Raw genomic sequence first — 24,290 nt, 5'->3', positions numbered from 1 at the left:
TTATCTAAATTCCTGAATTTCGACAAGGAATTCACGGAATTCCGATAACAACAGTTTGCATAGAACCTCTTTCTTACTCTAGTTTTGGCCTCAGAAAAGGGACAAGGTTTCTTAGTAAGACGTTACTGTAAAAATCAAATCATTTTCTAAATTATAATCAGGCCGATTGTAAGGGAATAATACAGCTGTTGTGTAACCCTATAAAAAAAAGCATGGGATTTGATAAAGCTAATTTGTAATCCTTAAAAAACAAAGCATAAGGGAATAATTCAGCTGTTATGTAACCCTTTTAAAAATTCAGAGCACGAGGTTTTAGGTAAAGCTATTTGTTCCTCAAAAAACAAAGCATAAGGGAATAATTCAGCTGTATTGCAACCCTTTTAAAAAAACAGAGTAAAGAGTTTTAAAGCTGTAGTCTCTAAAAAAACTAGCACAAAAGTTCTCGAGAAACTTTTTATTAAAATGAAATGTTTAATTTTAAAAACTTAAAAAATGAATTTAGATAATTTAAATTTAGTGGAGCTAAATGCTCAAGAAGGGCAGGAAGTAGATGGTGGATTCATCCCATTATTATATGTTGGATACATGATGGGGGCAATGTTAGCTAGCTCAGCGGTTGCAGTTGGAATTGCAATAAAACATGATTTACAACCGATGTGGAAATAATTTCAAAAAAATAATAAACCTAAATTTCAAAAAAATGACAAATTGTGTAGAATTAACAGATTTGAGTAACGACGAATTAATGGTTGTAGAGGGTGGGGTTCTTCCTTTACTAGCAATACCTGTTTTAATTAAGGGTATCGGACTAGGATTTGCGGCTGCAGCTGCTGTATATGGTATGATTGCATTAGGAAATCAAATGGACTAGTTATGAAAAAAATTAATATAGAAAAAATATTTCATGGTATATGCAATGGGTTTTTATTAACTTCAGTTATCTATATTTGTATATTTTTATTAAGATTTTTTTGACACAAAAATTTCGATTTTTTACTTACATTCTAAATATTTAAATTGATCTCTAAATTAACTTCATGAATATAAAAATTCATGAAGTTAATTTTTTCTTAACAAGAAAAAATTGAAAATATCTTTTACAGTTTATAGCACAATTCAATCAAATTATATCTTATTGGGTAGTATTATTAGGCACATTTTTTTACTCTTGCACAAAATAAAAGCCAATTGATTATTTAAATTAATGTAGCTGTTTTATTGCTATTTTTCTTATAGCTTACCATTACACTTTATTATGAACATCACTCAAGACCCCATAAACACCCTCGAAAATCTTATTGCCAAAAACAAAACCAAGAGTATTTCTATTTACTTGGTATTGATTATGACTATACTTATTTTTCTGGCACTATTGCCTGTTATTAAAATCGATATCAGTAGCCAGAGTCGAGGCATAGTACGCAGTACCACGGATAATGTTCCGGTAACCAGCTTGGTGAATGGAAAAGTGACATTTGTCCATCTCAAAAACAATAGTATCGTGCAAAAAGGCGATACATTGGTGCAACTGACCCAGGAAAACCTGGATACGGAGAAAGCCACCAATCAGGAGGTTTCTTCAACTGTTCAAGATCAAGTTCATGATTTGTCTCTTGTAGTTTTGGGCAGAAGCAATACGCTACAATTGTCAAAAAATGACAATCACGCCTAAATCACTAATTTTTATACGTTTTTTACTAAAATGTTAATCCATTGTTTTTCAATTAATTAAAAATTACTAAATAAGAAATCCAGAAAATAAGTATCGGAATTCACGGAATTCCGATAACAACAGTTTGCGTAGAACCGCTTCTTACTCTAGTTTTGGCATCAGAAAAGTGAGATAGTTTTTTTTAGTAAGACGTTACTGTAAAAACGGAATCATTTTCTAAATTATAATCTGGCCGATTGTGAGGGAATAATACAGCTGTTTTGTAACCCTATAAAAAACAAAGCAAACGGAATTTACAGCTGCCGGAATAAAGACTGTACCATGAATAAAAAGAAAGTTCTCGAGAAACTCCTTTTGTTAGAAAAAAAAATGTTTAATTTTAAAAAATAGAGATTATGAATTTAAATAATTTGAATTTATTGGAGCTGAATGCTCAGGAAGTACAAGAAGTTGAAGGGGGAGGAAAAGGAAAATGGATTGAAAAAATTCTTAATGCCGCAGGTGTATACGATGCTATTGATGATTTTATGGCTGGTTGGAATTCCGTACCTAGTGGTAGTCAAGGTACTTGGTAATTAGAAAATTTAATTAAAAAAAACTTTAGTAAAATTATGAATAAGAATGATGTAGTATTTGTTTTAAGGCATTCATTTTTAATGATATCAACAATCTTATTAATAGAATTGCTAAAAAATATTTTTAATTATAATGAATCTTCTGTAAGTATTATTGAAGAAGAATTCAAAAAAAACTTTTTTTTCACTACTATTGGGGTGTTAATATTTGCACCAATAATTGAAGAATTAATCTTTAGGGTACCTTTAAAAAAAAACAGTTTAGTTTGGTACAGTGTTGTATTTATTAGTATTTATATTTTTTCGTCTAATTTATTGATAATAAAGATTTTGTGCTTGATTTATGTATTGAGTATAATTTTATATCAGTATTATGATAAATCAAAATTAATTCTTTATCTAATTATGATTTTATCTACAATATCATTCGTGGCTATCCACATTGATAATTATGATATTACTGCAATTGAACATTTTACTGTTTACAATTACATAGTCCTATTTTTACCTCAATTTTTTTTATCAGTAGTGCTCATCAAAGTTAGAATGCAAAAAAATGTATTAAGCGCAGTACTAACTCATAGTTTATATAACTCCGTCATGTTGCTTCTTGCATTATTATTTAACCTTTAATAATTAAATTATGAATTTATTAGAAAATATTACCGTAGAATTAGATTTTAATCAAATGATAGAAATCTCTGGAGGGGATGGTTTTTTTAATACTTTAGGGGCAGCAGCTCATAGAACTTGGAATTCTTTTGATGCATGGGCTGATTCCGTTAGAAGTACTCATGAACAGTATGGATATATTAAATAAAAATTATCCCAATTGAATTCAAAAAAGTAAGTTGCTTGAAAAAGCGACTTACTTTTGTACAATAAATTTAATTTAAATACTTGATTTTCTGAAATAACCAATAAATACATTATTCTGAATCGTATTTCAAGTTAAAAATTTTAAAATTACAATAGAAAATGAACTTCAGTTCAGACCCCATAAACACACTTGAAAATCTTATCGCCAAAAACAAAACCAAAAGTATTTCTATTTACTTGGTGCTGATTATCGCTATACTTATTTTTCTGACACTATTACCTGTTATCAAAATAGATATCAGCAGCCAAAGTCGTGGCATAGTACGTAGTACTACAGATAATGTTCCGGTAACCAGCTTGGTCAATGGTAAAGTGACATTTGTCAATCTCAAGAACAATAGTATCGTGCAAAAAGGCGATACACTGGTACAACTTACACAAGAAAACTTGGATACGGAGAAAGCCACTAATCAGGAGGTTTCATCAACTGTTCATGATCAAGTTCATGATTTGTCGCTGGTAGTTTTGGGCAAAAGCAATACGCTGAAAACACCTGCAATACAACAAGAGTGGTATAGCTATGCGAGCAAACAAAGTGAATTACAAAGTAAAATTGCCCAAGCCAAAATAGGCTATGACCGCAACAAGCAATTGTATGACAAAGGTGTGATTGCCAGAGCAGAATTCGAAAAATACAGTTTCGATTATACGTATGCCCAACAAGCACTTTCCGGATTCGAGAAAAACCAGCGCAGTGTGTGGCAAAACAAAAAAAGAGAACTCGAAGAGCAACTCAAAAACCTAAACGGAACGCTCCAAAAAATAACCGTTGAATCCAAGAATTACGTTATTACTGCCCCTTTATCGGGCACTATAGAAAACTTCTCGGGGATTCAAACCGGTTCTTTCCTAAATGCCTCTCAACCTATTGCCACTATTTCAGCAGTAGATCAATTGATTGTAGAAAGTACCGTTTCACCTAACGATATTGGAATGATCCAGAAAAACCAAAAAGTAAAATTCCAATTGGATGCTTTCAATTACAATCAATGGGGATTACTGGAAGGAAAAGTGATCGATATTGACCGTAATATTACTATTCAAGGGGAACAAGCTTTTTTTAAAGTACGATGCGCTCTGAATTCTACCGCAATGCAATTGCAATCCGGTTACAAAACCCAAATTACAAAAGGAATGACACTCACTACGCGGTACATCATTACAAGAAGAAGCTTATTTGATTTATTGTTTGATAAAGTAGATGATTGGCTCAACCCGAAACAATTAGAAATTAGGAGTTAGAAATTAGTAATTGGCGAAATTGCTAATTTCTAATTGCTAATTTTTAATTACCTAAACTTTCTTTTAATTTTTTTGTTATGGCCACCAATAGTTTTATTATTTCAAGACAATCATTAGACAAGGAATCAAATTCTATTTTTGTAATGTATTCCGTTTCAAACAATAGTTCAATCCAATATTGGGTTTCGTTTGCTTCCTTTAAAGCGATGTACAATTTGTTCAGAAAATCTTTTCTGCTTTGGGCAAATTCACTTTCTTTAATTAAAGCACCAATTGCTGTTCCGCTTCGAAGCATTTGTTTAGACAAAACAAATTCTTTTTTCTCTGTTTGTAAATACTTAAAAGTATTGATGATTCTAATTGCAAATTTTTTTGACTTTACATGGATAAAATTATCGTTTTTCATAAAGAAATTAATTTATAGAAAATCAAAATTACTAATTTCTAACTACTAATTTCTAATTATATAATGGCCTCGATAAAAATAAAACAACATGATATCAAAGATTGTGGTGCTGCTTGTCTCGCTTCTATTGGCAATCATTACAAAGTTAATCTGCCAATAGCGCGAATTCGTCAATATGCCAATACCGATAAACGAGGTACCAATGTGCTGGGGATAATTGAAGCTGCCGAAAAAATGGGGTTTTCTGCCAAGGGAGTAAAAGGAGGCATGGATGCTATTGATAAAATTCCACTGCCTGCTATCGCTCACGTTGTAGTAAAAGAACAATTGCATCATTATATTGTGGTATATGCTGTTAGCAAGACTAAAATTGAAGCAATGGATCCTGCCTATGGCAAAATGGAAACCTATACGTATGAAGAATTTCAAAAAATCTGGACTGGTGTATTGATTCTTTTTGCACCGAATGATGATTTCAAGGAATACAGCGAAAAAGTTACTCCATTAAAACGCTTTTGGAATCTGGTACAGCCGCATAAAACCATTTTAATTCAGGCTTTAGTGGGTGCTATACTTTTTACCGTTTTAGGATTGGCCATGTCCATTTATATTCAAAAAATTACCGATTATGTTTTGGTGGAAGGCAACAGAAATTTATTGAATCTGCTGAGTGTTTCCATGATTATTATCATCATATTGCAAGCCTACATTGGTTCTAAAAAGAGTGTTTTTGTCATGAAAACGGGGCAATTAATTGATGCCAAATTAATTTTGGGATACTATAAACATTTGCTCCATTTGCCACAACGTTTTTTTGACACGATGCAAGTGGGCGAAATCACATCACGGATTGGCGATGCCGTAAAAATTAGATCCTTCATCAATGAAGTGGCAATTGATATGATTGTCAATATCTTCATTGTAATTTTTTCCTTCACGCTGATGTTTACGTATTATTGGAAATTAGCGCTGGTAATTTTGTTGGTGATTCCTTTTTATGGAGCTATTTATTTTATTTTAAATAAGTTTAATAAAAAAGTGGAACGCGTTATCATGGAAAATGCTGCCGAGTTACAAACGCAATTGGTGGAAAGTGTCACGCATATCAGAACCGTAAAAGAATTTGGAATCGAAGAATTTTCAAATCTAAAGACAGAAAATAAATTTGTAAAACTATTGTTTACTACCTACAAATCAGGTTTAAACAGTGTTTTTTCGGGGACCTCTACCCAATTTCTAGCTTCCGTTTTTACCGTTATTCTAATGTGGATTGGTTCGGGTTACGTGATTGACAGAGCCATTACTCCAGGGGAATTGTTTTCATTTTATGCTTTGATTGGATATTTTACTTCGCCTGTTGCTTCGTTGATTGGGATGAACAAAACGGCGCAAAATGCACTGATAGCAGCCGACAGACTTTTTGAGATAATGGATTTAGAACGAGAAGAAACAGAAAATAAAGTCGAATTGCAACGAGAAAATATGGGAGATATAAAATTCGAAAATGTAACTTTTCGTTATGGCTCTCGAACAGAAGTTTTCAAAAATTTTAATGCTGTTTTCAAGAAAAATGAAACCACAGCTATCGTTGGCGAAAGCGGAAGCGGTAAAACAACACTGATTTCATTATTACAAAACTTATATCCCATAAAAGAAGGAAAAATTTATATTGGAGAGTATGATTCTCAATTCATACATTATCAAAGCCTACGAAATTGTATCGGCGTCATTCCGCAACAGCTCAATCTTTTTTCGGGAAATATTATCGAAAACATTGCTTTAGGTGATTCATTTCCTAATATTCAACGCATTTTAGATCTATCCAAACAATTGGGAATTACAGAATTTGTTGAAAAATTACCCAATGGTTTTGAAACTCAAATTGGTGAGAATGGTGCCATGCTTTCCGGAGGACAAAAACAACGTATTGCCATAGCAAGAGCGTTGTACAAAAAACCTGAAGTTTTATTAATGGATGAAGCCACTTCTTCATTAGACACTAATTCGGAGCGCACTGTAAAAGTAGTGATCGACAACTTTAAATCTCAAGGAAAAACAGTTATCGTCATTGCCCATCGTTTGAGCACCATAGCTAACGCAGATACTATTTTGGTAATGGAAAATGGAACTATAGTAGAGTCAGGAAACCATAATGCATTATTAGAACAAAAAGGAAAGTATTATGATTTATGGAGTAAACAAGGATTACAGTAGTTAAAAAAAATCCCTTAACAACAATTTATTTAAAACAAAAAAAGAGCCAACATCTGTTGGCTCTTAGAATATATTTTGAATCAATAATGTATTACCCATTCAATGCTTCAGCGCCACCAACAATCTCTAAGATTTCATTAGTAATAGAAGCTTGACGTGCTTTATTATAAGTCAACTTCAATTGATTTCTCAATTCCGTTGCGTTATCAGTTGCTTTGTGCATTGCAGTCATACGCGCTCCGTGCTCTGAAGCAAATGAATCACGAATTCCTTTATACAATTGTGTTTTTAATGATTTTGGAATCAAAGTCAACACAATTTCTTCTTTTGAAGGTTCAAAGATATAATCTCCAGTCGAAACTGTAAGATCTGATTTAATTGGTGCTAATGGCAAAAATTGTTCTGTTTGAACGATTTGTGTCGCAGCATTTTTAAATTGGTTGTAAATCAACTCAATTTTATCGTATTCACCAGAAACGAATTTCTCCGTTAACAGGTCAGCAATTTTAGCTACATTATCAAAAGTCAAATCGTCAAAAACAGTACTTTGATTATCTACTACTGACAATGTTTTGCTCAAAACATCATTTCCTTTTTTACCAATAGCAAAAATATCAACTTGTTTTCCAGCATAAAACTCGGAACGGCTTTTTGCTTCTTTGATAACATTTGTATTAAATGCACCACATAAACCTCTATTTGAAGTTATCGCTACCACTAAAACTTTTTTAATCTCACGTTGTGTTGTAAATTCTCCACCTGCATCACCTTCAAGGGTAGCAGAAAGATTTTGCAATAATTCCGTTAATTTTTCGGCATAAGGGCGCATTGCTGTGATTGCATCTTGTGCTTTCTTTAGCTTTGCTGCAGAAACCATTTTCATTGCCGATGTAATTTGCATCGTAGATGAAACGGAAGTAATTCTATTACGGATTTCCTTTAAATTTGCCATTTTATTTATAGTGAAGAGTGATTCGTGAAAAGTGAATAGCCAAAACTACTCACTTTTCACTTTTCACTAAATTAGTTATATTTTGCTGATAATTCTTTTGCTACAGTTTCGATTACATCTGTAATTTCGTCTGTTAATTTTCCTGCTTTCAACGCATCAAGAGTAGCTCTGTGTTTGTTGTTCAAGAATTCCAAGAAATCTTTCTCAAATTCTCTTACTTTGTTCACAGGAACATTTCTCAATAAGTTTTTAGAACCAGCATAGATAATCGCAACTTGATCTTCAACTGTATAAGGATCGTTCAAACCTTGTTTCAAGATTTCAACGTTTCTTTTTCCTTTTTCAATTACATTTAAAGTAACTGCATCTAAATCAGAACCAAATTTAGCAAACGCTTCCAATTCACGGAATTGTGCTTGATCCAGTTTCAAAGTACCTGCTACTTTTTTCATTGATTTAATTTGTGCATTTCCTCCAACACGAGATACCGAGATACCTACGTTAATCGCTGGACGAACCCCAGAGTTAAACAAATCTCCATCAAGGAAAATTTGACCATCTGTAATCGAAATTACGTTTGTTGGGATGTATGCAGAAACGTCACCAGCTTGAGTTTCAATAATAGGTAAAGCAGTTAATGAACCACCACCTTTTACAATTGACTTCAATGAATCTGGTAAATCGTTCATGTCTTTAGCAATTCCATCATCTGCAATTACTTTACAAGCACGCTCTAATAATCTACTGTGTAAGTAGAAAACGTCTCCAGGATATGCTTCACGTCCCGGTGGTCTTCTTAATAAAAGAGAAACCTCACGGTAAGCAACAGCTTGTTTAGATAAATCATCATAAACAATTAAAGCCGGACGACCTGAATCTCTAAAATATTCTCCAATTGCAGCACCCGCGAAAGGAGCATAAACTTGCATTGGAGCTGGATCAGAAGCATTAGCAGCAACAATAATGGTATACGCCATTGCTCCTTTTTCTTCTAACATTTTAGCAATTCCTGCTACAGTTGACGCTTTTTGTCCAATTGCAACATATATACAGAATACTGGTTTCCCAGCATCATAAAATTCTTTTTGATTTAAGATAGTATCGATACAAACAGTTGATTTACCTGTTTGACGGTCACCAATAACTAACTCACGTTGTCCACGACCTACTGGAATCATAGCATCTACTGCTTTAATACCTGTTTGTAATGGCTCAGTAACTGGTTGACGGAAGATAACTCCAGGAGCTTTTCTTTCCAAAGGCATCTCGTATAAATCTCCACCGATTGGTCCTTTTCCATCAATTGGAAAACCAAGAGTGTTTACTACACGACCTACCATTTGTTCTCCTACTTTAAGAGAAGCAATACGTTGTGTTCTTTTAGCAGTTGAACCTTCTTTGATTCCTGTTGATGGTCCTAAAAGTACCACACCCACATTGTCTTCTTCAAGATTCAAAACAATAGCTTCTAATCCATTGTCAAATTCAACTAACTCTCCATATTGAACATTAGAAAGCCCGTAAACACGAGCAATACCATCTCCAACTTGAAGTACTGTTCCTACTTCTTCTAGTGTAGCACCAGATTCAAAACCTTCTACTTGCTTTCTTAATATTGCTGAAATTTCAGCAGGTTTGATTTCCGCCATCTTAATTTATAATTTAGACACTTAAATGTGCAATAAAACTAATTACTTAACTCTCTTTTTAATACTTGTAATCTGTTGGCTACTGAAGCATTGTATTGCTTGTCGCCTATTCTTAGAATAAATCCTCCAATGATTGAAGCATCTACTATATTTTCTATAGTGATTTTTTTATCTGAAAGGGTTGCAATTTTAGCCAAAACTTGTGCTTCTAATCCTGCATCCATAGGAATTGCTGTAGTAACCTGAGCTACTTCAATACCATTCATAATATCAGATAATTTACTGTACTCTATTGCAATTGCTTCTAGAATTTCGAATCTTTTGTTTTCAAATAACAAATGAAACAACCCTTGAGTTACGCCATTGATACCTGCAAAAACTTCTAACAGTGCTTTCTCTTTCACTTCCACTTTCATGGTTGGATTTTGAATAAAAGTACTCAATTCCAAATTACCATTAATTGTCGAAGCAATGAATTTCATGTCGCTATTTACAACTTCGGCAACACCTTTTGAGTTTGCTAAGTCTAGAATTGCTTTTGCATAACGAATTGCTGCTCTTGTACTTGCCATAATTGTTAGTTTAACTTTACGTCACCTAACATTTTCTCAACTAATTTAGTTTGAGCTTCTTTGTTAGATAATTCGTCTTTCAATATTTTTTCTGCGATACTCAATGATAAAGTTGAAACTTGTAATTTCAATTCTGCCATAGCTGCATTTTTTTCGCTTTCAATTGCTGCTTTCGCTTGCTCAATCATTTTCAATCCTTGAGCTTGCGCTTCATTTTTAGCATCAGCAACCATTTTCTCTTTCATTTCACGAGCATCTTTAAGCATGTTGTCACGCTCTAATCTTGCTTCTTGTAAAATACGTTGGTTGTCAGCTTGAAGATTTTGCATTTCTTTTCTAGCATTTTCAGCAGAAAGTAATGCATTTTTAATTCCTTCTTCTCTATCATTAACTGCATCAAGAATTGGTTTCCAAGCGAATTTTTTTAATAAGAGTATTAATCCAACAAATATTGCTATTTGCCAAATAAACAAACCAAACGAAAAATCATTTATTAACTTATCCATTATATCTAATTATAAATTTTAAAGTATGAATTGCTTTTAATCGCAATTTGTAATGTTTTAATTTTAAAAACAATAGTTACAACCAACCGTTGTAACTATTGTTTTTTAAGTTTTAATTACGATGCGAATAACGCAGCGAAACCAATACCTTCAATAAGTGCAGCTGCGATAAGCATAGCTGTTTGGATTTTTCCAGAAGCTTCTGGTTGACGAGCGATAGCGTCCATTGCTGAACCACCAATTCTACCAATACCTAAACCTGCTCCGATAACAATCAATCCTGCTCCTACAATAGTTGGAATTTCCATAATATATATATTAAAAATTAAACATTCAATTTGATTTAAGATTGAAGATTAACGATTTTAGATTTCAGAATGGCGCAAATCTGCATTCAAAAATCTTAATTCAAAAATCTGCAATCTAATGAGCTTCGTCGTGATGATGCTCTTCGTTTCCTGCTCCAAAATAAAGTGCAGATAACATGGTAAAAATATACGCTTGTAAAAACGCAACTAATATTTCAAGGATAGAAAGTGCAAATGCCAATCCGAATGACAAAGTACTTCCAATCCAGCTTTTAAAGATAAACATTAAACCAATAATACTCATCAATACAACGTGTCCTGCTAAAATGTTAGCGTACAAACGTATCATTAATGAAAATGGTTTGATGATTGTTCCCAATAATTCAATTGGAGCCAAAATAAATTTCATTGGAGTTGGCACACCTGGCATCCAGAAAATGTGTCCCCAGTAATTTTTATTAGCCGTAAAAGTTGTAATTAAATACGTCAACAAAGCTAGTGATGCTGTAATAGCAATATTTCCAGTTACGTTAAATCCTAGCGGAGTTAATCCTAATATATTTAAAAAGAAAATAAAGAAAAATATAGTCAATAAATAACTCATGTATTTTTTATATCCTTTTTCTCCAATGTTTGGAATGGCAATTTCATCTCTTACATAAAGCACAAGTGGCTCAAAGAAACGACCAGCTCCTGAAGCTATACCGCCATTTTTAGCATACGATTTTGCTAAACTTGTAAACAATACAAACATTAAGATTGCTATTCCTAAAATACCAACAACGCTTTTAGTGATTGATAAATCTAAAGGTCTAACATTTGTAGGGTGACCGTGCTCTTCTGTTAAAGTTCCAGAAGCATCCGTTTTGTATATTTTTTCGTGGTGTAATACGTAGAAGTTTCCATTGTGTTCAGCAACTTCTTCACCATGATGAAATTTTGAAGAAGAAAATACTTGCAAACCATTATCCCAAAGAATAATTGGCAATGAAAAACCATAATGCGCGCCTGTTTCTTCATTTGCTGAAAAGGTAAAATCATGCGCATCCAAAAGGTGATGATTAATAAATGCCTTAATTTTAGATTTTACATCTGTTGGTTCAGCATGAGCTCCTTCGGCTGCCTCATGGGCAACTTCTGTTTTCACTTTTACAGTATCCTGTTCAGGATTTGCAAAACTAATTAAAGGAAGACACGCTACTAAAGTCGCTAATATAAATCTAAGTGGTTTGTTTGAAATCACCATAACAGTTAATTATCTTAATTTATTACGTTTCTGAAATTTGGTGCAAATGTACATCTTTTATTAATATTCAAAAGAATATAAAAAATTATTTTTGATGGATTTGTTCCTTGAATAACATATTTATTGCTTTTCGTTTAATATACGTATTGTTAGTATGGTTTCAATTGCTAAAAAGAGAATAAACATCATAAAAAAATTCTTTTTCTCTATTGCATTGTTTTGAGCTGTAACCTGCAATATAGGCTTTAAAATCAGATAACAAACAATCATTTTAATACTGGTACTCAAAAGAAATGACATCCCCACATTATCAAAACTGCGTTCTTTGACTTTTAACAGAACTACAAATACCATAATAGACAAAACCAGAAATAACATATAGAGGGTTTCTATCGAATAATAAAAAGTCGCATCATTTATATCTAATAGATAAAAAGCAACTCGATGAACCACATAAGCCAATCCCGCAAGTGCCAATAAAGGCAGAAGCGGTTTGTAATTTTTTAAATTCATTGTATTTATTTTTTGCCGCAACGGCACTAAGGCGCAAAGTTATTTTAATTTATTCGACCATCCGGACGCTTACAGCTCGTTTTTATTCCTTTTCCCTCTTGAAAAATTACTGCATTTTATTGATTTCGTTTACCTGTCGTATCACATTATACAAAGCCAGTGCAACGCCTACCATTACTAAAATTTTACTGTAATATACTTTTGGATGCGGATGATTTTCGTCTAACCAGTCTCCCAGATAGGAAAACAGAAAGATGATGGCCCCCATTTGAATCGGAATGTTAATCAGCGCAAGCCATTTATTCGCTCTTTTTTTGTTGGGATTGTTGTCCATCGTTCTGGATTAGATTTTTTACATTAGTCTTCATTGTACAAGAAGCGCTAAAATCAGCTCCCGGCTCCACCGATAATTTTCCAGTGGTAACTTCTCCATGAATACTCGCTTTTGATTTTACATTCAGCACTTCGGTTACTTGAATTTTTCCGTCAAATTTCCCTTCAATATCTGCATTTTTACACACAATATCTCCGGTAACGCTTCCAGCTGGGCCAATTACAATTTTCCCTCCAGACTGAAAATTACCTATCAAGTTTCCGTCTAATCTAAAATCAGCGTGCGAAATAATATCGCCTTTTATAGTAGTTCCTTCAACAATTCTATTGGTTTTACCCAAAAGATCGGTGTATGATTTTTGCTTTTTATCAAACATATTTATTGATTTTTTGGTGCTAAATAAGTGTCCATATTTTTCTTGATTTGAATCACTTTGTAGTTCTCACCCGAAACCACAATAGCAGGATCGACCAATTTATATTTTACATTATCCTTCAATACAAATACAATGTCTTTAGCATAAAGTTCTGATTTTATTCCGTGAATGGTGATGAAATTTTCTTTTTCAGTATAAATATCATAGGAATAATATAGTTTTTGAGGGCTTTCTGCAGCAACTAACATTTTGATTTTTTCGGCTATTGCTTTTGTATTTTCATCCTCTTGTGAACCTACTCGATATAAAATTTTCCAATTATATGAGTCCGTTGTACTCAACTCCATTTTCTCTAAAAACGGAATCTGACTCGTCAGGATTTCTTGTGCATTTTTGCCTTCTTCACTGTTCGGATAATTATCCGCTACTCCTTGTAATGCATTTTTGTAAGCAGTTAGTCCTTTTAGTTTTCCAATGGTATTTGCTTTAAGCAGTTCGAATTTTGATACAATTTCATCTCCCGAAAACTGATTAATCAAAGTGTCTGAGTTCTCTAAAACCGCTACAAATTGTTCTTGTTGGTATAATTTATACCATTTAGTATAGGCACTTTCCGGTGTTTCATTTACTGAAGCCACATTGGAGCTTGTGTTGTTCATAATTTGCGCATAACGAGAATCAGGATATTGAGCCGATATTCTTTTTCTCATCGCTTCTGCTTTGCTTGCATCCGTAATTTGGTGTAGTTTATACAAATTATACATCGATGGCAGTACTAGTTTCTCCTCTGGATTATTGTTTAATAATTGTTCCAGTTTAGCGATGGCCAAATTATTTTCTTTGAATTTTTCTTTATAAATAATCCCTAATTGGTAATACGCAAAATTACGCTCTTTACCTATGCTGTCTATCTCCGTTTGTGCTATGGGAAGTTGTTTCAAATAAAAATCAGTAGTGTATTGCTCCACGATTTTCTCCGCTGTGACTCCTTTCTCAAGGGTTTCTTTTTCATCACTTAAAGGATCTACCGATGTTGGGTTTCCAGTACTGGATGAAATTCTCCAATTGCCATTTGGAGTTCTGTCGCCCCACGTTTTTTTGAATTCTATTTTTCCAAAAGCTACGGTTGTAGGATTATAAAAATAGAAAATACTTCCTGCTTGTTGTGAGGAAACATTGGGAATAGCTGGCGGCATAAACGTTGATTTTTTGGCCGGTTTTCCAGGTTCCTGATTAGAAGCCGGATCAATAGAACTAGTTGTACTATTTCGTTCTATATTTTCTAGTTTTTCTTTTCGTTTTTCATCTAAAACTCTCTTGATTTCATCTTGCTCTTTTAATTTGACGATGTATTTTTCGAAATAAGCTATTTTATCACTCTCATTCAATGCAACCACATTCAAAATACTGTCATTTCTTTTGGCAAGAGCCTCATACAAAATCACTTCATCTAGATTAGTTCTAATTTTTTTTATTTTATTATGCTCTCTCGTTTTGTCATTGAGTTTTACCAATGTACTGTCATAATATTTTGCAGCAGCAGGATATTCCGCATTTCTAAAATACATATTTCCTAAATTTCGGTAATTTGAAGCTACTAAATAGGAATCTTTTGAATCTGTTCTTAAGGATAAATTGTAAAAATCCAACGCTTTCTTCTGGTCGTTTTTCTGATCATAAAAAACTGCCATCTGATGAAAAATTAAATCTTTATAGGGGCGGTTTTCTCTGTCTTTTGCCAGTTTATCAAAAGTTTTTGTAAAAGAATTGGAATCACCGTTTTGATAATCAAACAATTCTGCTTTTTTAGCATGCGCCTGAATGACAAATTTTCTATCCGCTTTTCGGTTCATGTCAATCACTGATTGATACGAAGTCACGGCACTATCCTTATATCCTAATTGCTGGTACAATTGTCCCAAAACAAAACGATATCGCGCTCTTTCCTGATTTACCTTGGTAAACGCTATGGCTAATTTTAGTTTAGCAACCGCACTATCTTTTTCTTCTAAATTTAAAAAAGACTCTGATAGAAGCGCATTTGCATCCGCAAAAACTTGTTTTTTTACTTCGTGATCTTCTAATAATTTACTTATATTTTTTATGACCAAAGCATCATTTCCTAAGCGCATGTTTGTTTTTTCACGCCAAATTTTAGCTTCATAAATCTTGCTGCTGTTGGGATATTTATATAAAATATAATTAAATGCGTCAAGTGCGGGAACAAATCGTTGGTCGTAATAACGGGCTTTTCCAAGCATAAGATACGCTTCGTCAATTTGAGTGTTTTTCTCTCTACCGCCAATATTCATGGAATGCTTTTGAATGGCTTTAGTCGCTTTAGCTTCTGCCAATTCAAAATTCGTATTTTTAGGTTTTGTTGTGGAAGTGAAGTCTTCTACAATTTGCATTTTTTCTATTGGCAGACGTTTCCAGAAATCGTCATCACTGTTGGATTTTATTTCCTTAACTCCTTTGTCTAAACCTACTTGACCGTTGTACAAAATATTATACTTTGTACTCAAGGCGTGGGAATTTCTGGCCATAAAAGTGTCTTTCTTAGTAGAACAGGCCACTAAAAAACCGAAAAATAAGAGGAAAAATAACTGTTTGAATCTATTGACTTTCAATGGAAAACGTTTTTATCAATTAACTTTTAAAAATGCATTTTAGTATACTGACTTGTAAAAATACGTTTCTTTTTGATATCGTGAAAATTATCGGGGTTTATTTGAGTCTCTTGTGCGCGTGAGGGATGTAACGGAAATCCTTTTTTATTCTTTTTTTTAAGAATAAAAAAGATTGAGAGTGAAAGCCCGACCCGGATTTTTTTTCCGGGTCACGCCCAAATTAAACTTTATGGATTTGAAGACTAAAAAAAAACCGCAAACTCGCTAATTACATAGACTCATTAGACTATATAATTAGCGAATTTGCGGTTGAGTTATTTTATGTTTAAACTGCAAAAAACAGCTCTAACTCCTTTAAGGTTTCCTCAGAAGTTTGAATGTCTTTAACTACTTCGCCTTTGTGCAACGCGACAATCCTGTCACTTACCTCAACGGTGTGCAACAAATCGTGGCTGGAAACTAGTACTGTAACATCCGGATTATCAGCTAAATCCTTGATTATTTTTTTTAATCTAAATTGTGTGGTTGGATCTAAATTAGCAAACGGTTCGTCAAGAATAATTACTTCCGGATTCCCGATTAAGGTGGCGATGATGCCCACTTTTTTCTGGTTTCCTTTGGATAAATCGCGTAAATATTTCTTGTTTTTAAGGATTTCTCCGTTGAAAAATTCTTCGTGCTTGGCCAATAAAGCATCGACATCGGCTTTATTTTGTCCGCGTAAATCGCCTATGAAATAAAAATATTCTTCGGGCGTTAAGTAGCCAATCAGGAAGCTTTCGTCCAAGAAAGAAGCCGTGAATGGTTTCCAGTTTTCGCTGGTGTTTACTTGTACCTCGTTGTTGACAATATTCCCTGTTGAAGGCTGGATTAAATCCAATAAAAGGCTGAAAAAAGTGGTTTTTCCGGCTCCGTTATTCCCCACTAATCCAAAGCTTTCGCCTTTTTTTATTTCTAAAGTATCTATTTTTAATACGGTTGTTCCGTTGTATGTTTTCGAAAGGTTGTTTACTTGTATCATTTTTGAAAAAGTTTATTCGGTTATTTGTTGATTTCGTTAATCGCTTGATTATCCTTTTTGTTTGTATGCAGCAATGGTCGCGTATTTCTCTGATTTATAGATTTTTTCAATCAAGAAAAATGCTTTCTCTTTGAAGGCAAATCCAATTACTCCTACCCCTGCTACTAGCGCTAAGCCTATGTTTGGGTTTCCAAATTTTGAACCCAACCAATACAGTAAAACCGGCAATCCTAATTGCGGAATTGAGATGAGCATGGTTTTTACGTTGAATGCTTTTTTGTCACCAAAAGCGCCTTTACCGGAACTCAAATCGATTGGTGTTTTAGTGTATGCACCACCCAGTAAAACCAAATGAGAATTGACTCCGATATTATAAATTGCACCTACAACAATGGTTAAATATACCTGAACTCCAAAATAGAGATAGAACGACGCAATGGTTGTGGTAACTATTGTAGCGATTACCATGAGCCACCATTTAGAACTCAAATAGCCTTTGTACGGAATGTTTTGGGTCATCATTAATGGATAATAAGCACTATCCCAGCTGGGTACAAATTGTCCGAAAGTGATAAGAAATCCACCAGAAACGAAAATCCCCGCAAAAATGTGCATTGTAGGATTGTTGTAAACTGCAATAGCATTGGTAAAGAAAAGAAAACCATAAAAAAGAAACATGACACTCAATCCAACAGTAGTTTTAGATCGTTTGTTTCTTTTGATTAATTTAATGTCATTTTTCAAAAAGGTTCCGATGGTTCCAAATTGGTTTAACCAAGTCAGCTCCTCTGTTTTGGCTTCATCGTGTTTGTTAGACAATCCCGCATCCAGATATAAATTCTTTTTGAAATACTGGAACGTGACATAATATAAAGCAATTAAAGCCACTACTGGAATGGCAAAAGTCCAATATGTATTGAAAATAGCATCAAAAAATGGCGCTGTATATTCTGTGATATTGAACAGTCCATAATACTGTAATCCTCCTAAAACGGCTGCTAATGCTAAGAAAATAGCAAATAAATTGTCTTTATTACTCAGTAGAATATTTAAAAAATTATTGATGTACAACAATGAAAACAACGCAGTATACCAAAGTACTACAGAGACAGGATCATAACCTTCGATAATTAAAACAACACTAAACGGAATCAGGAAAAAACCATGCACCAAATTAAAGAAGGACAAAACCGTCTTCCCTAAAGAGAAATGAACAATTGTGGATTTTTTTATGGGGAAAATCAACATCGGGCGAATGTTCATCACCGGGATTTTTTGCAACAGCAATCGGACGATTAAATCCATCAATACATAATAAATCATGAATTGATTCACGGTAACAATTGGGTCCAGATTCATTTTCTTTAGAATATAAAAGGCCCCGACTCCTAATGCCAAGAAAATTAAAATGAAATAAACGGCGACAAAACCCATCAGGATTTTCAAAGCCAGATTAGTTGCGAAGGAAGCCGACCTAAAAAATGCTTTCCATTCGAGATAAAGAAATTTTTGAATCATAGTTTGGTTCTTTTGGTTTTGTAATATGTAGTCAAAATAAGAAAACGTTACAAATTTTCTAATTTATATTCTGGGTAGGTTTGTTCTAGATAGGTTTGTGCTTTGGAAGGGATGACTCTGAATAAAATATAATTTAAAATTACAAAAAGCACTATCATAAAACTCAAGGTGAAAATCCAATACTCATTTAATAAATACCTTTCTGCACGACTGATTATTTGAATAAAAAAATAAAAGGAACCGAAAAAGCGCCTGAGGAAACACCATATTGGTTGATGATTTCTTCAAACAACCATTTCTTTTTATTGGTCTCTTTTTGTATCTTTTTGATTTTCTTATTCTTGTAAAATTCATGAAAAATAAATCCAAAATAAATAATACAAATACCTATTAAAATATAATCGTTGTAAATGCTTCTTTTCAGAATATTAAAAAGTAAAAAGGTCATTACTATCGTTAATAAAATTTTCGGCACTTTAAAAAAAGTTTTAAAATGTTGAAACACTAACCGATTGTATTTTTTCCCTAGAGCAGTTTGCCGACTTTCTACCACATCCATAAACCCAAAAACGCCAAATTTCTTGAATTCTTTGTTTAAAACTTCGTCAAAAGTTAGTTTAGGATTTTGTTCCCATTCAGTTTCAATGGCGTTTGCCAAATGATCGACTAATTCCGTTTGCAAATCGTAATATTCTACATAATGCTGGCGGGTAAAAAGGTAGAGTTGATCTATTTGTTGAGGGGTTAGTTTCATAAGTATTTAATTCAATTGGTATTGTTTTTTGATTTTCGCTACAATTTTAGTGTTAATATTTAAACCCGTGATACTAAATAAAACGCCTACAACCCAAAAACAAATAAATGGTATCACTAGTAGATGATTCCGTTGGATTTCCTCCTTAAATATTTCAGACAAGTTTGTTCCAAATTGAGGAAACACTATCACACTGATATAAAAATTCTGACCGTTAATTGCTAAAAAACGTTTCCCATTTATTTTTTGATTTTTAATCCAACTGTAAATAAATGGAATCGATAATGCCATAAGTAACATATTTAACCGAACAATAAATTCATGCGGCTTATCGAAGTAAAAAGATACTTGATAAGCTAGAAATCCCAACAGAATGCTTCCAAAAATTTTAGGGAACTTCAGATACTCAGTTATCATTTTTCGTTGAATTCGATTGTATTCTTTTCGAAGAATCTCGATTCTTTCTTTTTCTATGGCTTTAAAACCGTTGCGACCAAAATGATTTTCAGCATACTGTTTTACTTGATGAAAAGTAAGTTCCGGATCTTTCTCCCAAATTTCCTCCATACTATTTACCAAGTGATCCGTCAATTCTACTTGTAATTCATACCATTTGATATCAAAAGATTTGACATAATCAGATACATATTCTATTTGTTCGGTGGTTAGTTTCATGGTTTGGTAAATGATAATTTTTTTTCAAATTGAAAATGTTTGTAAAAAAGTTTTAAATTCCCAAAAATTAAAAACAAATAAGCTAAAGTTACAATCAAGGAACCGACTTTTATTTCTATATTTTTATTTGTAGGAAGGATAGGAAAAAAACCAAACCCAATGAGCAAACCGTAGAGCAGAATCAAATAAAAATTTTTCTTAAACCAGAATAAATATGTTGTTTTTGCTTTAGAATTTAAAACAAATAATCTTGCGCTTGTAATCAATAATGCACCTAGTACGGATGTCGTTTGTAAAACAAAAACAATGCTCGATAGAATCGAAGCGCTCTGAAATTTGTTCTTAATCAATAAAATTAAAACCGTAAGCATACAGACAGTAATTCCTGCAACAAAAAGTTCTTTTTTCTTGTCATCGGCAAATTTATCTGAAATAATCTTTGGGGCTAAAAACCCATAACCAAGCAATAAATTATGCGAAGTTGGTTTTAATTGTAGCTTCCATTTATCAAACACCTCTTTTAAAATAATCTCAAAAGGTTTCGCTTCACTCATGGCTTCCGCCTCAATTTCTGAAGCAATATGATCAATCAATTCTATTTTAATATCGTCATAAACAACGCCGTTCAAAACCAAAGTTTCTTCTATTTGAGCAATTTGTTGGTTGGTTAGTTTCATTTTCACAAAATTAAAATTCTAAACTAGGCTTTGGGTTCACTAAACTCTGCATGTTTCGAATGAAATCTTCGAGTTCTGTGAGTCGGTTTACGGTTTCTTTCTGACCGCTTTCCGTGAGTTTGTAATATTTTCGCATGCGGTTATCCACCTTTTCAATTTCTACATCCAGCAAACCTTCGGCTTCCAGCTTGTGCAAAGCCGGGTACAAAGCGCCTTCGGTGATGTTGAGTTCGCCTTGTGTAATCGCTTTTACTTTCTGGGTGATTTCATAGCCGTACATCTTGCCGTTTTCCTCCAGCAATTTCATGATAATTGTATTCAGACTTCCTTTATATAATTGTGAATTTTTCATTTTGTTGTCATTGCGAGTAGCCTGCACAGAGCGAAGTCGAAGTGAAGCAATCTCATTTTGAAAAACAAATATACATAAGATTCTTATACATAATAGTTTTAGGTATTAAAATTTTCAAATATTTTGAATTCAAAAAACCTATTCTGTTTACTATATTTGCAAAAAAAATATCATGTCATCCTTTCTGAAATTAATCATAAAAAAAGTAAAACGCGAAACCAAAGACGCTGTTTCCATACTCTTTAACGTGCCTGAGGAATTAAAAGTGAATTATGCTTTTGTTGCCGGTCAATATATCAATCTAAAATTAACCTTGGACGGTGAAGAAATCCGTCGTGCGTATTCTATATGCTCAGCTCCTGACAGTGGAGAATTACGCATTGCAGTAAAAGCAGTGAAAAACGGTGCTTTCTCTCAATTTGCTAACACAAAACTCAAAGCTGGAGATGTTCTTGAAGTAGGAAAACCAGAAGGGAAATTCACTTTTGAACCACAAGCGGACCGACAAAAAAACTACGCAGCTTTTGCTGCCGGAAGCGGAATCACACCTATGATGTCTATCTTAAAATCAGTGTTGAAAAACGAACCGAAAAGTTCTTTTGTGTTGATTTACGGAAACAAAACGCCAGAAGAAACCATCTTTCACCAAGAATTACACAATTTGCAATTGCAATATGTGGGTCGCCTTTTTGTACATTATGTTTACAGTCAAGCCAAAGTAGAACATGCTTTATTTGGGCGAATTGAGAAATCGACAGTGAATTTTGTTTTGAATAACAAACACAAGGAATTGGAATTTGACAAGTTCTATTTATGTGGACCGGAAGAAATGATCAATATCGTTTCCGGAGTTTTGAAGGAACATAATGTAAAAGAATCTAATATTAAATTCGAATTATTTTCTTCTTCTACCAAAGAAAATAAAATAGAGCAATCATTAGGCGGCCATTCTAAAATCACCATTATGGTGGATGACGAGGAAACGACTTTCGAAATGTCACAAAAACAAACCGTTCTTGATGCCGCTTTAAAGCAAGGCATTGATGCTCCGTATTCTTGCCAAGGTGGAATTTGCAGCAGCTGTCTAGCTCGGGTAACATCTGGAACTGCCGAGATGACTAAAAACTCCATCCTAACCGATAAAGAAATCGCAGATGGTTTGATACTTACGTGTCAAGCGCATCCCACCTCTGAAACACTTTATGTTGATTATGATGATGTTTAGGAAATAGTATAAATGATACTGAAAACTTCTCTGAAAAGGGAAGTTTTTTTGTTTTAAGAAGGTTTTGGTTTGTACTATATTAGCAGAATAATAGTACAGTGAAATTTACGCTGTTTTTGAATCCTATGAGGTAACACCTCATATATATTTACTTTGATAATCTTTTACAAAAAATATGAAAATTAAAAAAATTGAAATTGAACAACTGTTAACTAAAAATTTAATACTTAAACCTTTTACAATTCCATTTTGTCAAAACATTTTAAATAATGATTTTAGTGATTTAGAAAAATGGAGCTATCAAAAAGGGAAAAGTTGGCCAGACATGGATGTTTTAGAAACCTTGCCAAAAATTATTAATAATTTAACCAAAATAGGGTATCCAACCGGTTTTGAATCTTGGATGATAATCAAGAAAGATACAAAGGAAATAATTGGAGATTTAGGATTTAAAGGATTTAACAATAAAGAAGAAAATATTGATATAGGATATGGCATAATTAAAGAGGAAAGACGAAAAGGTTTTGCAGAAGAAGCCGTACGAGAAATAATAAAATGGGCTTTCTCAAACGAAATAATAAAAGAAATCACTGCAAATTGTTTAACCGAAAATAGTAGTTCGATAAATCTCCTCAATAAATTTAATTTTACACAAATAAGAATAGAAAATGATATGATATATTGGAATTTAATTAACAATAATGATAAAAAAACTAACTAAAATTACCTCTAAGGACAGTTTTACTTTATTTGATTTTAAGCTTAATTTGAAGTTATCTTATCCTTGAATATCGAGTAATCAATAAAATTCAGTATCTCCTTTTCCTAAGCTGCAAGAAACTGGGAAATATTAAGTTTTCAGGTGAAATATTTCAAATATTACTAAATTTTGTTGTTAGAAAAGCAATTAAAACTATTACATAATTAAGTTGCATCACACCTTAAATTTCTTAATGGTTCAAATAAAATTTTTTATTTTTAAAACTATTGTATCTGGCAAAATAGTTCGCATGGCACCTTCATAACCATTCACTTTTTTATTGCCATAAACTGAAGTGGGTAGTTTTGGAAACTGATTCCTATCCGAAACCAACGCATTTTCTAAAGGCTGATTAAAGGGAGAAAATCCCGCATATGGATGCGTAGCGCCCCAAAGCGTAATGACTTTAACGCCCAACATAGCCGCAATATGAGCATTCCCTGAATCCATGGAAAGCATCACATTTAGATTACCGATGAGTTGCAATTCCTGTTGGAATTTAATTTTGCCCGCCATATTGATGACGTTTTCTTTATTAACAGAAAACGAATCCAGAATTTCGATTTCCTTTTTCCCACCGCCAAAAAGTAAAATTTTATATTCTAAATTTTTCGATAATTGATTAATGACTTCCTGCATTAAATCCAGCGGATACACTTTGGAATCGTATTGTGCAAAAGGAGCAATCCCAATCAGTTTTTGATTTTCAGCTCCAATTAACGCTAGGATTTCCGTACTCAAAACTGCTTTTTTAGCAAAAACTGTCCCGACACTTCGGGATGATAAATCAACTATAAAACCAAGTTGTTCAAAAACCTTTACGTGTCTTTCAAACATAGTGGGCAGTTGCTTGAACACTTTGTTTTCGGGTTGCGTCAAGGCTTTTTTTTCTGCTCTTCCTTTATCCACCGATGCTGTTTTTTTTCCGCTTAAAGCAAAAAGGTTTCGAATGATTTTAGAGCGCAACACATTGTGTAAATCGGCAAAAGCATCAATATTTAAACCTTTTAAATCTTGGAACAAAAGCAACAACCCCAGAAATCCTTTGTGTCGTTCTTTTTCATCAAAAGCAAAAAAAGAAAGATTGGGAATTCCTTCAAAAAAAGGTTTGAAAAACGGTCTGGAAATAACCGTGATTTTAACTTGTGGATACTGGCTTACAAAAGCCCGTAAAACAGGAACCGTCATGGCGACATCTCCCATTGCGGAAAGTCTCATGACGGCTATATGTTTA

The 24,290-nt window shown here is 33.2% G+C and carries 27 protein-coding genes; 9 read left to right on the top strand and 18 right to left on the bottom strand.

From position 1 onward, the window contains the following. Positions 1–492 precede the first annotated feature (492 nt). The 6 genes from ACNQF6_RS01085 (at position 493) to ACNQF6_RS01060 (ending at position 4,368) form a co-directional block, all read left to right on the top strand. Positions 493–666, top strand: coding sequence for a bacteriocin (locus ACNQF6_RS01085; RefSeq protein ID WP_417962447.1), 174 nt, complete (start codon positions 493–495; stop codon positions 664–666). Between the two features lie 34 nt (positions 667–700). After that, positions 701–871 (top strand): hypothetical protein, encoded by a 171-nt coding sequence (locus tag ACNQF6_RS01080; RefSeq protein ID WP_417962445.1) that lies wholly within the window; start codon positions 701–703, stop codon positions 869–871. Between the two features lie 384 nt (positions 872–1,255). Continuing rightward, the gene (locus ACNQF6_RS01075; protein ID WP_417962443.1) at positions 1,256–1,672 is read left to right on the top strand and encodes an HlyD family secretion protein; all 417 of its coding nucleotides are present in this window, start codon (positions 1,256–1,258) and stop codon (positions 1,670–1,672) included. A 395-nt stretch (positions 1,673–2,067) separates the two neighbouring features. Continuing rightward, positions 2,068–2,247: a hypothetical protein gene (locus ACNQF6_RS01070; RefSeq protein WP_417962441.1), complete on the top strand. Its 180-nt coding sequence runs from the start codon at positions 2,068–2,070 to the stop codon at positions 2,245–2,247. Between the two features lie 643 nt (positions 2,248–2,890). Next, complete coding sequence (locus ACNQF6_RS01065; protein WP_417962439.1) at positions 2,891–3,067, top strand: hypothetical protein; 177 nt, start codon at positions 2,891–2,893, stop codon at positions 3,065–3,067. A gap of 158 nt (positions 3,068–3,225) precedes the next feature. Next, positions 3,226–4,368, top strand: coding sequence for an HlyD family secretion protein (locus ACNQF6_RS01060; protein WP_417962437.1), 1,143 nt, complete (start codon positions 3,226–3,228; stop codon positions 4,366–4,368). A 43-nt stretch (positions 4,369–4,411) separates the two neighbouring features. Here ACNQF6_RS01060 and ACNQF6_RS01055 read toward each other — a convergent pair whose 3' ends face one another. Further along, positions 4,412–4,774, bottom strand: coding sequence for a four helix bundle protein (locus tag ACNQF6_RS01055; RefSeq protein WP_417962435.1), 363 nt, complete (start codon positions 4,772–4,774; stop codon positions 4,412–4,414). A gap of 63 nt (positions 4,775–4,837) precedes the next feature. On the opposite strand from ACNQF6_RS01055, the gene ACNQF6_RS01050 reads away from it, so the two are divergent. Next, positions 4,838–6,988, top strand: coding sequence for a peptidase domain-containing ABC transporter (locus ACNQF6_RS01050; RefSeq protein WP_417962433.1), 2,151 nt, complete (start codon positions 4,838–4,840; stop codon positions 6,986–6,988). Positions 6,989–7,079: 91 nt separating this feature from the next. Here the strand turns inward: ACNQF6_RS01050 and atpG are convergent, their stop codons facing one another. The 16 genes from atpG to ACNQF6_RS00970 form a co-directional block, all read right to left on the bottom strand. After that, entirely contained in the window at positions 7,080–7,940 is an 861-nt protein-coding gene (gene atpG / locus ACNQF6_RS01045; RefSeq protein ID WP_417962431.1) for an ATP synthase F1 subunit gamma, read from the bottom strand. A gap of 71 nt (positions 7,941–8,011) precedes the next feature. Further along, positions 8,012–9,589, bottom strand: coding sequence for a F0F1 ATP synthase subunit alpha (gene atpA / locus ACNQF6_RS01040; RefSeq protein WP_035669021.1), 1,578 nt, complete (start codon positions 9,587–9,589; stop codon positions 8,012–8,014). Between the two features lie 38 nt (positions 9,590–9,627). Further along, positions 9,628–10,161, bottom strand: a complete 534-nt coding sequence (gene atpH / locus ACNQF6_RS01035; protein WP_417962430.1) for an ATP synthase F1 subunit delta — start codon at positions 10,159–10,161, stop codon at positions 9,628–9,630. Between the two features lie 5 nt (positions 10,162–10,166). After that, positions 10,167–10,667, bottom strand: coding sequence for a F0F1 ATP synthase subunit B (locus ACNQF6_RS01030; RefSeq protein ID WP_099713990.1), 501 nt, complete (start codon positions 10,665–10,667; stop codon positions 10,167–10,169). Between the two features lie 116 nt (positions 10,668–10,783). Beyond that, positions 10,784–10,975, bottom strand: coding sequence for an ATP synthase F0 subunit C (gene atpE / locus ACNQF6_RS01025; protein ID WP_073353856.1), 192 nt, complete (start codon positions 10,973–10,975; stop codon positions 10,784–10,786). Positions 10,976–11,090: 115 nt separating this feature from the next. Beyond that, positions 11,091–12,221, bottom strand: a complete 1,131-nt coding sequence (gene atpB / locus ACNQF6_RS01020) for a F0F1 ATP synthase subunit A (RefSeq protein ID WP_417962428.1) — start codon at positions 12,219–12,221, stop codon at positions 11,091–11,093. Between the two features lie 120 nt (positions 12,222–12,341). After that, positions 12,342–12,734 carry a hypothetical protein gene (locus ACNQF6_RS01015; protein WP_315205813.1) on the bottom strand — a complete coding sequence of 131 codons (393 nt, stop codon included), beginning with the start codon at positions 12,732–12,734 and terminating at the stop codon, positions 12,342–12,344. Positions 12,735–12,840: 106 nt separating this feature from the next. Continuing rightward, on the bottom strand, positions 12,841–13,068 hold the full coding sequence (locus ACNQF6_RS01010; protein WP_417962426.1) for an AtpZ/AtpI family protein: 228 nt from the start codon (positions 13,066–13,068) through the stop codon (positions 12,841–12,843). Continuing rightward, positions 13,034–13,444 (bottom strand): bactofilin family protein, encoded by a 411-nt coding sequence (locus ACNQF6_RS01005; RefSeq protein WP_305629049.1) that lies wholly within the window; start codon positions 13,442–13,444, stop codon positions 13,034–13,036. Before ACNQF6_RS01005 ends, ACNQF6_RS01010 begins: the two co-directional genes overlap by 35 nt. 2 nt (positions 13,445–13,446) lie before the next feature. After that, positions 13,447–16,020 carry a type IX secretion system periplasmic lipoprotein PorW/SprE gene (gene porW, locus ACNQF6_RS01000; RefSeq protein WP_470303383.1) on the bottom strand — a complete coding sequence of 858 codons (2,574 nt, stop codon included), beginning with the start codon at positions 16,018–16,020 and terminating at the stop codon, positions 13,447–13,449. A gap of 379 nt (positions 16,021–16,399) precedes the next feature. Further along, complete coding sequence (locus tag ACNQF6_RS00995; protein WP_417962422.1) at positions 16,400–17,095, bottom strand: ABC transporter ATP-binding protein; 696 nt, start codon at positions 17,093–17,095, stop codon at positions 16,400–16,402. A gap of 48 nt (positions 17,096–17,143) precedes the next feature. After that, positions 17,144–18,613: a DUF5687 family protein gene (locus tag ACNQF6_RS00990; RefSeq protein ID WP_417962419.1), complete on the bottom strand. Its 1,470-nt coding sequence runs from the start codon at positions 18,611–18,613 to the stop codon at positions 17,144–17,146. 214 nt (positions 18,614–18,827) lie between these two features. After that, a complete protein-coding gene (locus ACNQF6_RS00985) occupies positions 18,828–19,367 on the bottom strand; it encodes a hypothetical protein (protein WP_417962417.1) in 540 nt (179 codons plus the stop codon). A 6-nt stretch (positions 19,368–19,373) separates the two neighbouring features. Continuing rightward, entirely contained in the window at positions 19,374–20,042 is a 669-nt protein-coding gene (locus ACNQF6_RS00980) for a hypothetical protein (RefSeq protein ID WP_417962415.1), read from the bottom strand. Next, positions 20,039–20,719, bottom strand: coding sequence for a hypothetical protein (locus ACNQF6_RS00975; protein ID WP_417962413.1), 681 nt, complete (start codon positions 20,717–20,719; stop codon positions 20,039–20,041). Before ACNQF6_RS00975 ends, ACNQF6_RS00980 begins: the two co-directional genes overlap by 4 nt. A gap of 10 nt (positions 20,720–20,729) precedes the next feature. After that, positions 20,730–21,071, bottom strand: coding sequence for a PadR family transcriptional regulator (locus ACNQF6_RS00970; protein ID WP_417962411.1), 342 nt, complete (start codon positions 21,069–21,071; stop codon positions 20,730–20,732). Between the two features lie 172 nt (positions 21,072–21,243). Between ACNQF6_RS00970 and ACNQF6_RS00965 the strand changes: the two genes are divergently transcribed. After that, positions 21,244–22,296, top strand: coding sequence for a 2Fe-2S iron-sulfur cluster-binding protein (locus ACNQF6_RS00965; protein WP_417962409.1), 1,053 nt, complete (start codon positions 21,244–21,246; stop codon positions 22,294–22,296). Positions 22,297–22,471: 175 nt separating this feature from the next. After that, positions 22,472–23,017, top strand: coding sequence for a GNAT family N-acetyltransferase (locus ACNQF6_RS00960; protein WP_417962407.1), 546 nt, complete (start codon positions 22,472–22,474; stop codon positions 23,015–23,017). A 237-nt stretch (positions 23,018–23,254) separates the two neighbouring features. On the opposite strand, the gene ACNQF6_RS00955 is transcribed toward ACNQF6_RS00960, so the two are convergent. Then, positions 23,255–24,274: a glycosyltransferase family 9 protein gene (locus tag ACNQF6_RS00955; protein WP_417962405.1), complete on the bottom strand. Its 1,020-nt coding sequence runs from the start codon at positions 24,272–24,274 to the stop codon at positions 23,255–23,257. Positions 24,275–24,290 lie beyond the last annotated feature (16 nt).

Source organism: Flavobacterium pasteuri, from assembly GCF_048286615.1.
Taxonomy (GTDB): domain Bacteria; phylum Bacteroidota; class Bacteroidia; order Flavobacteriales; family Flavobacteriaceae; genus Flavobacterium.
The sequence above is the reverse complement of the archived record's forward strand: the minus strand, read 5'-3'. Positions and strand labels throughout refer to the sequence as shown.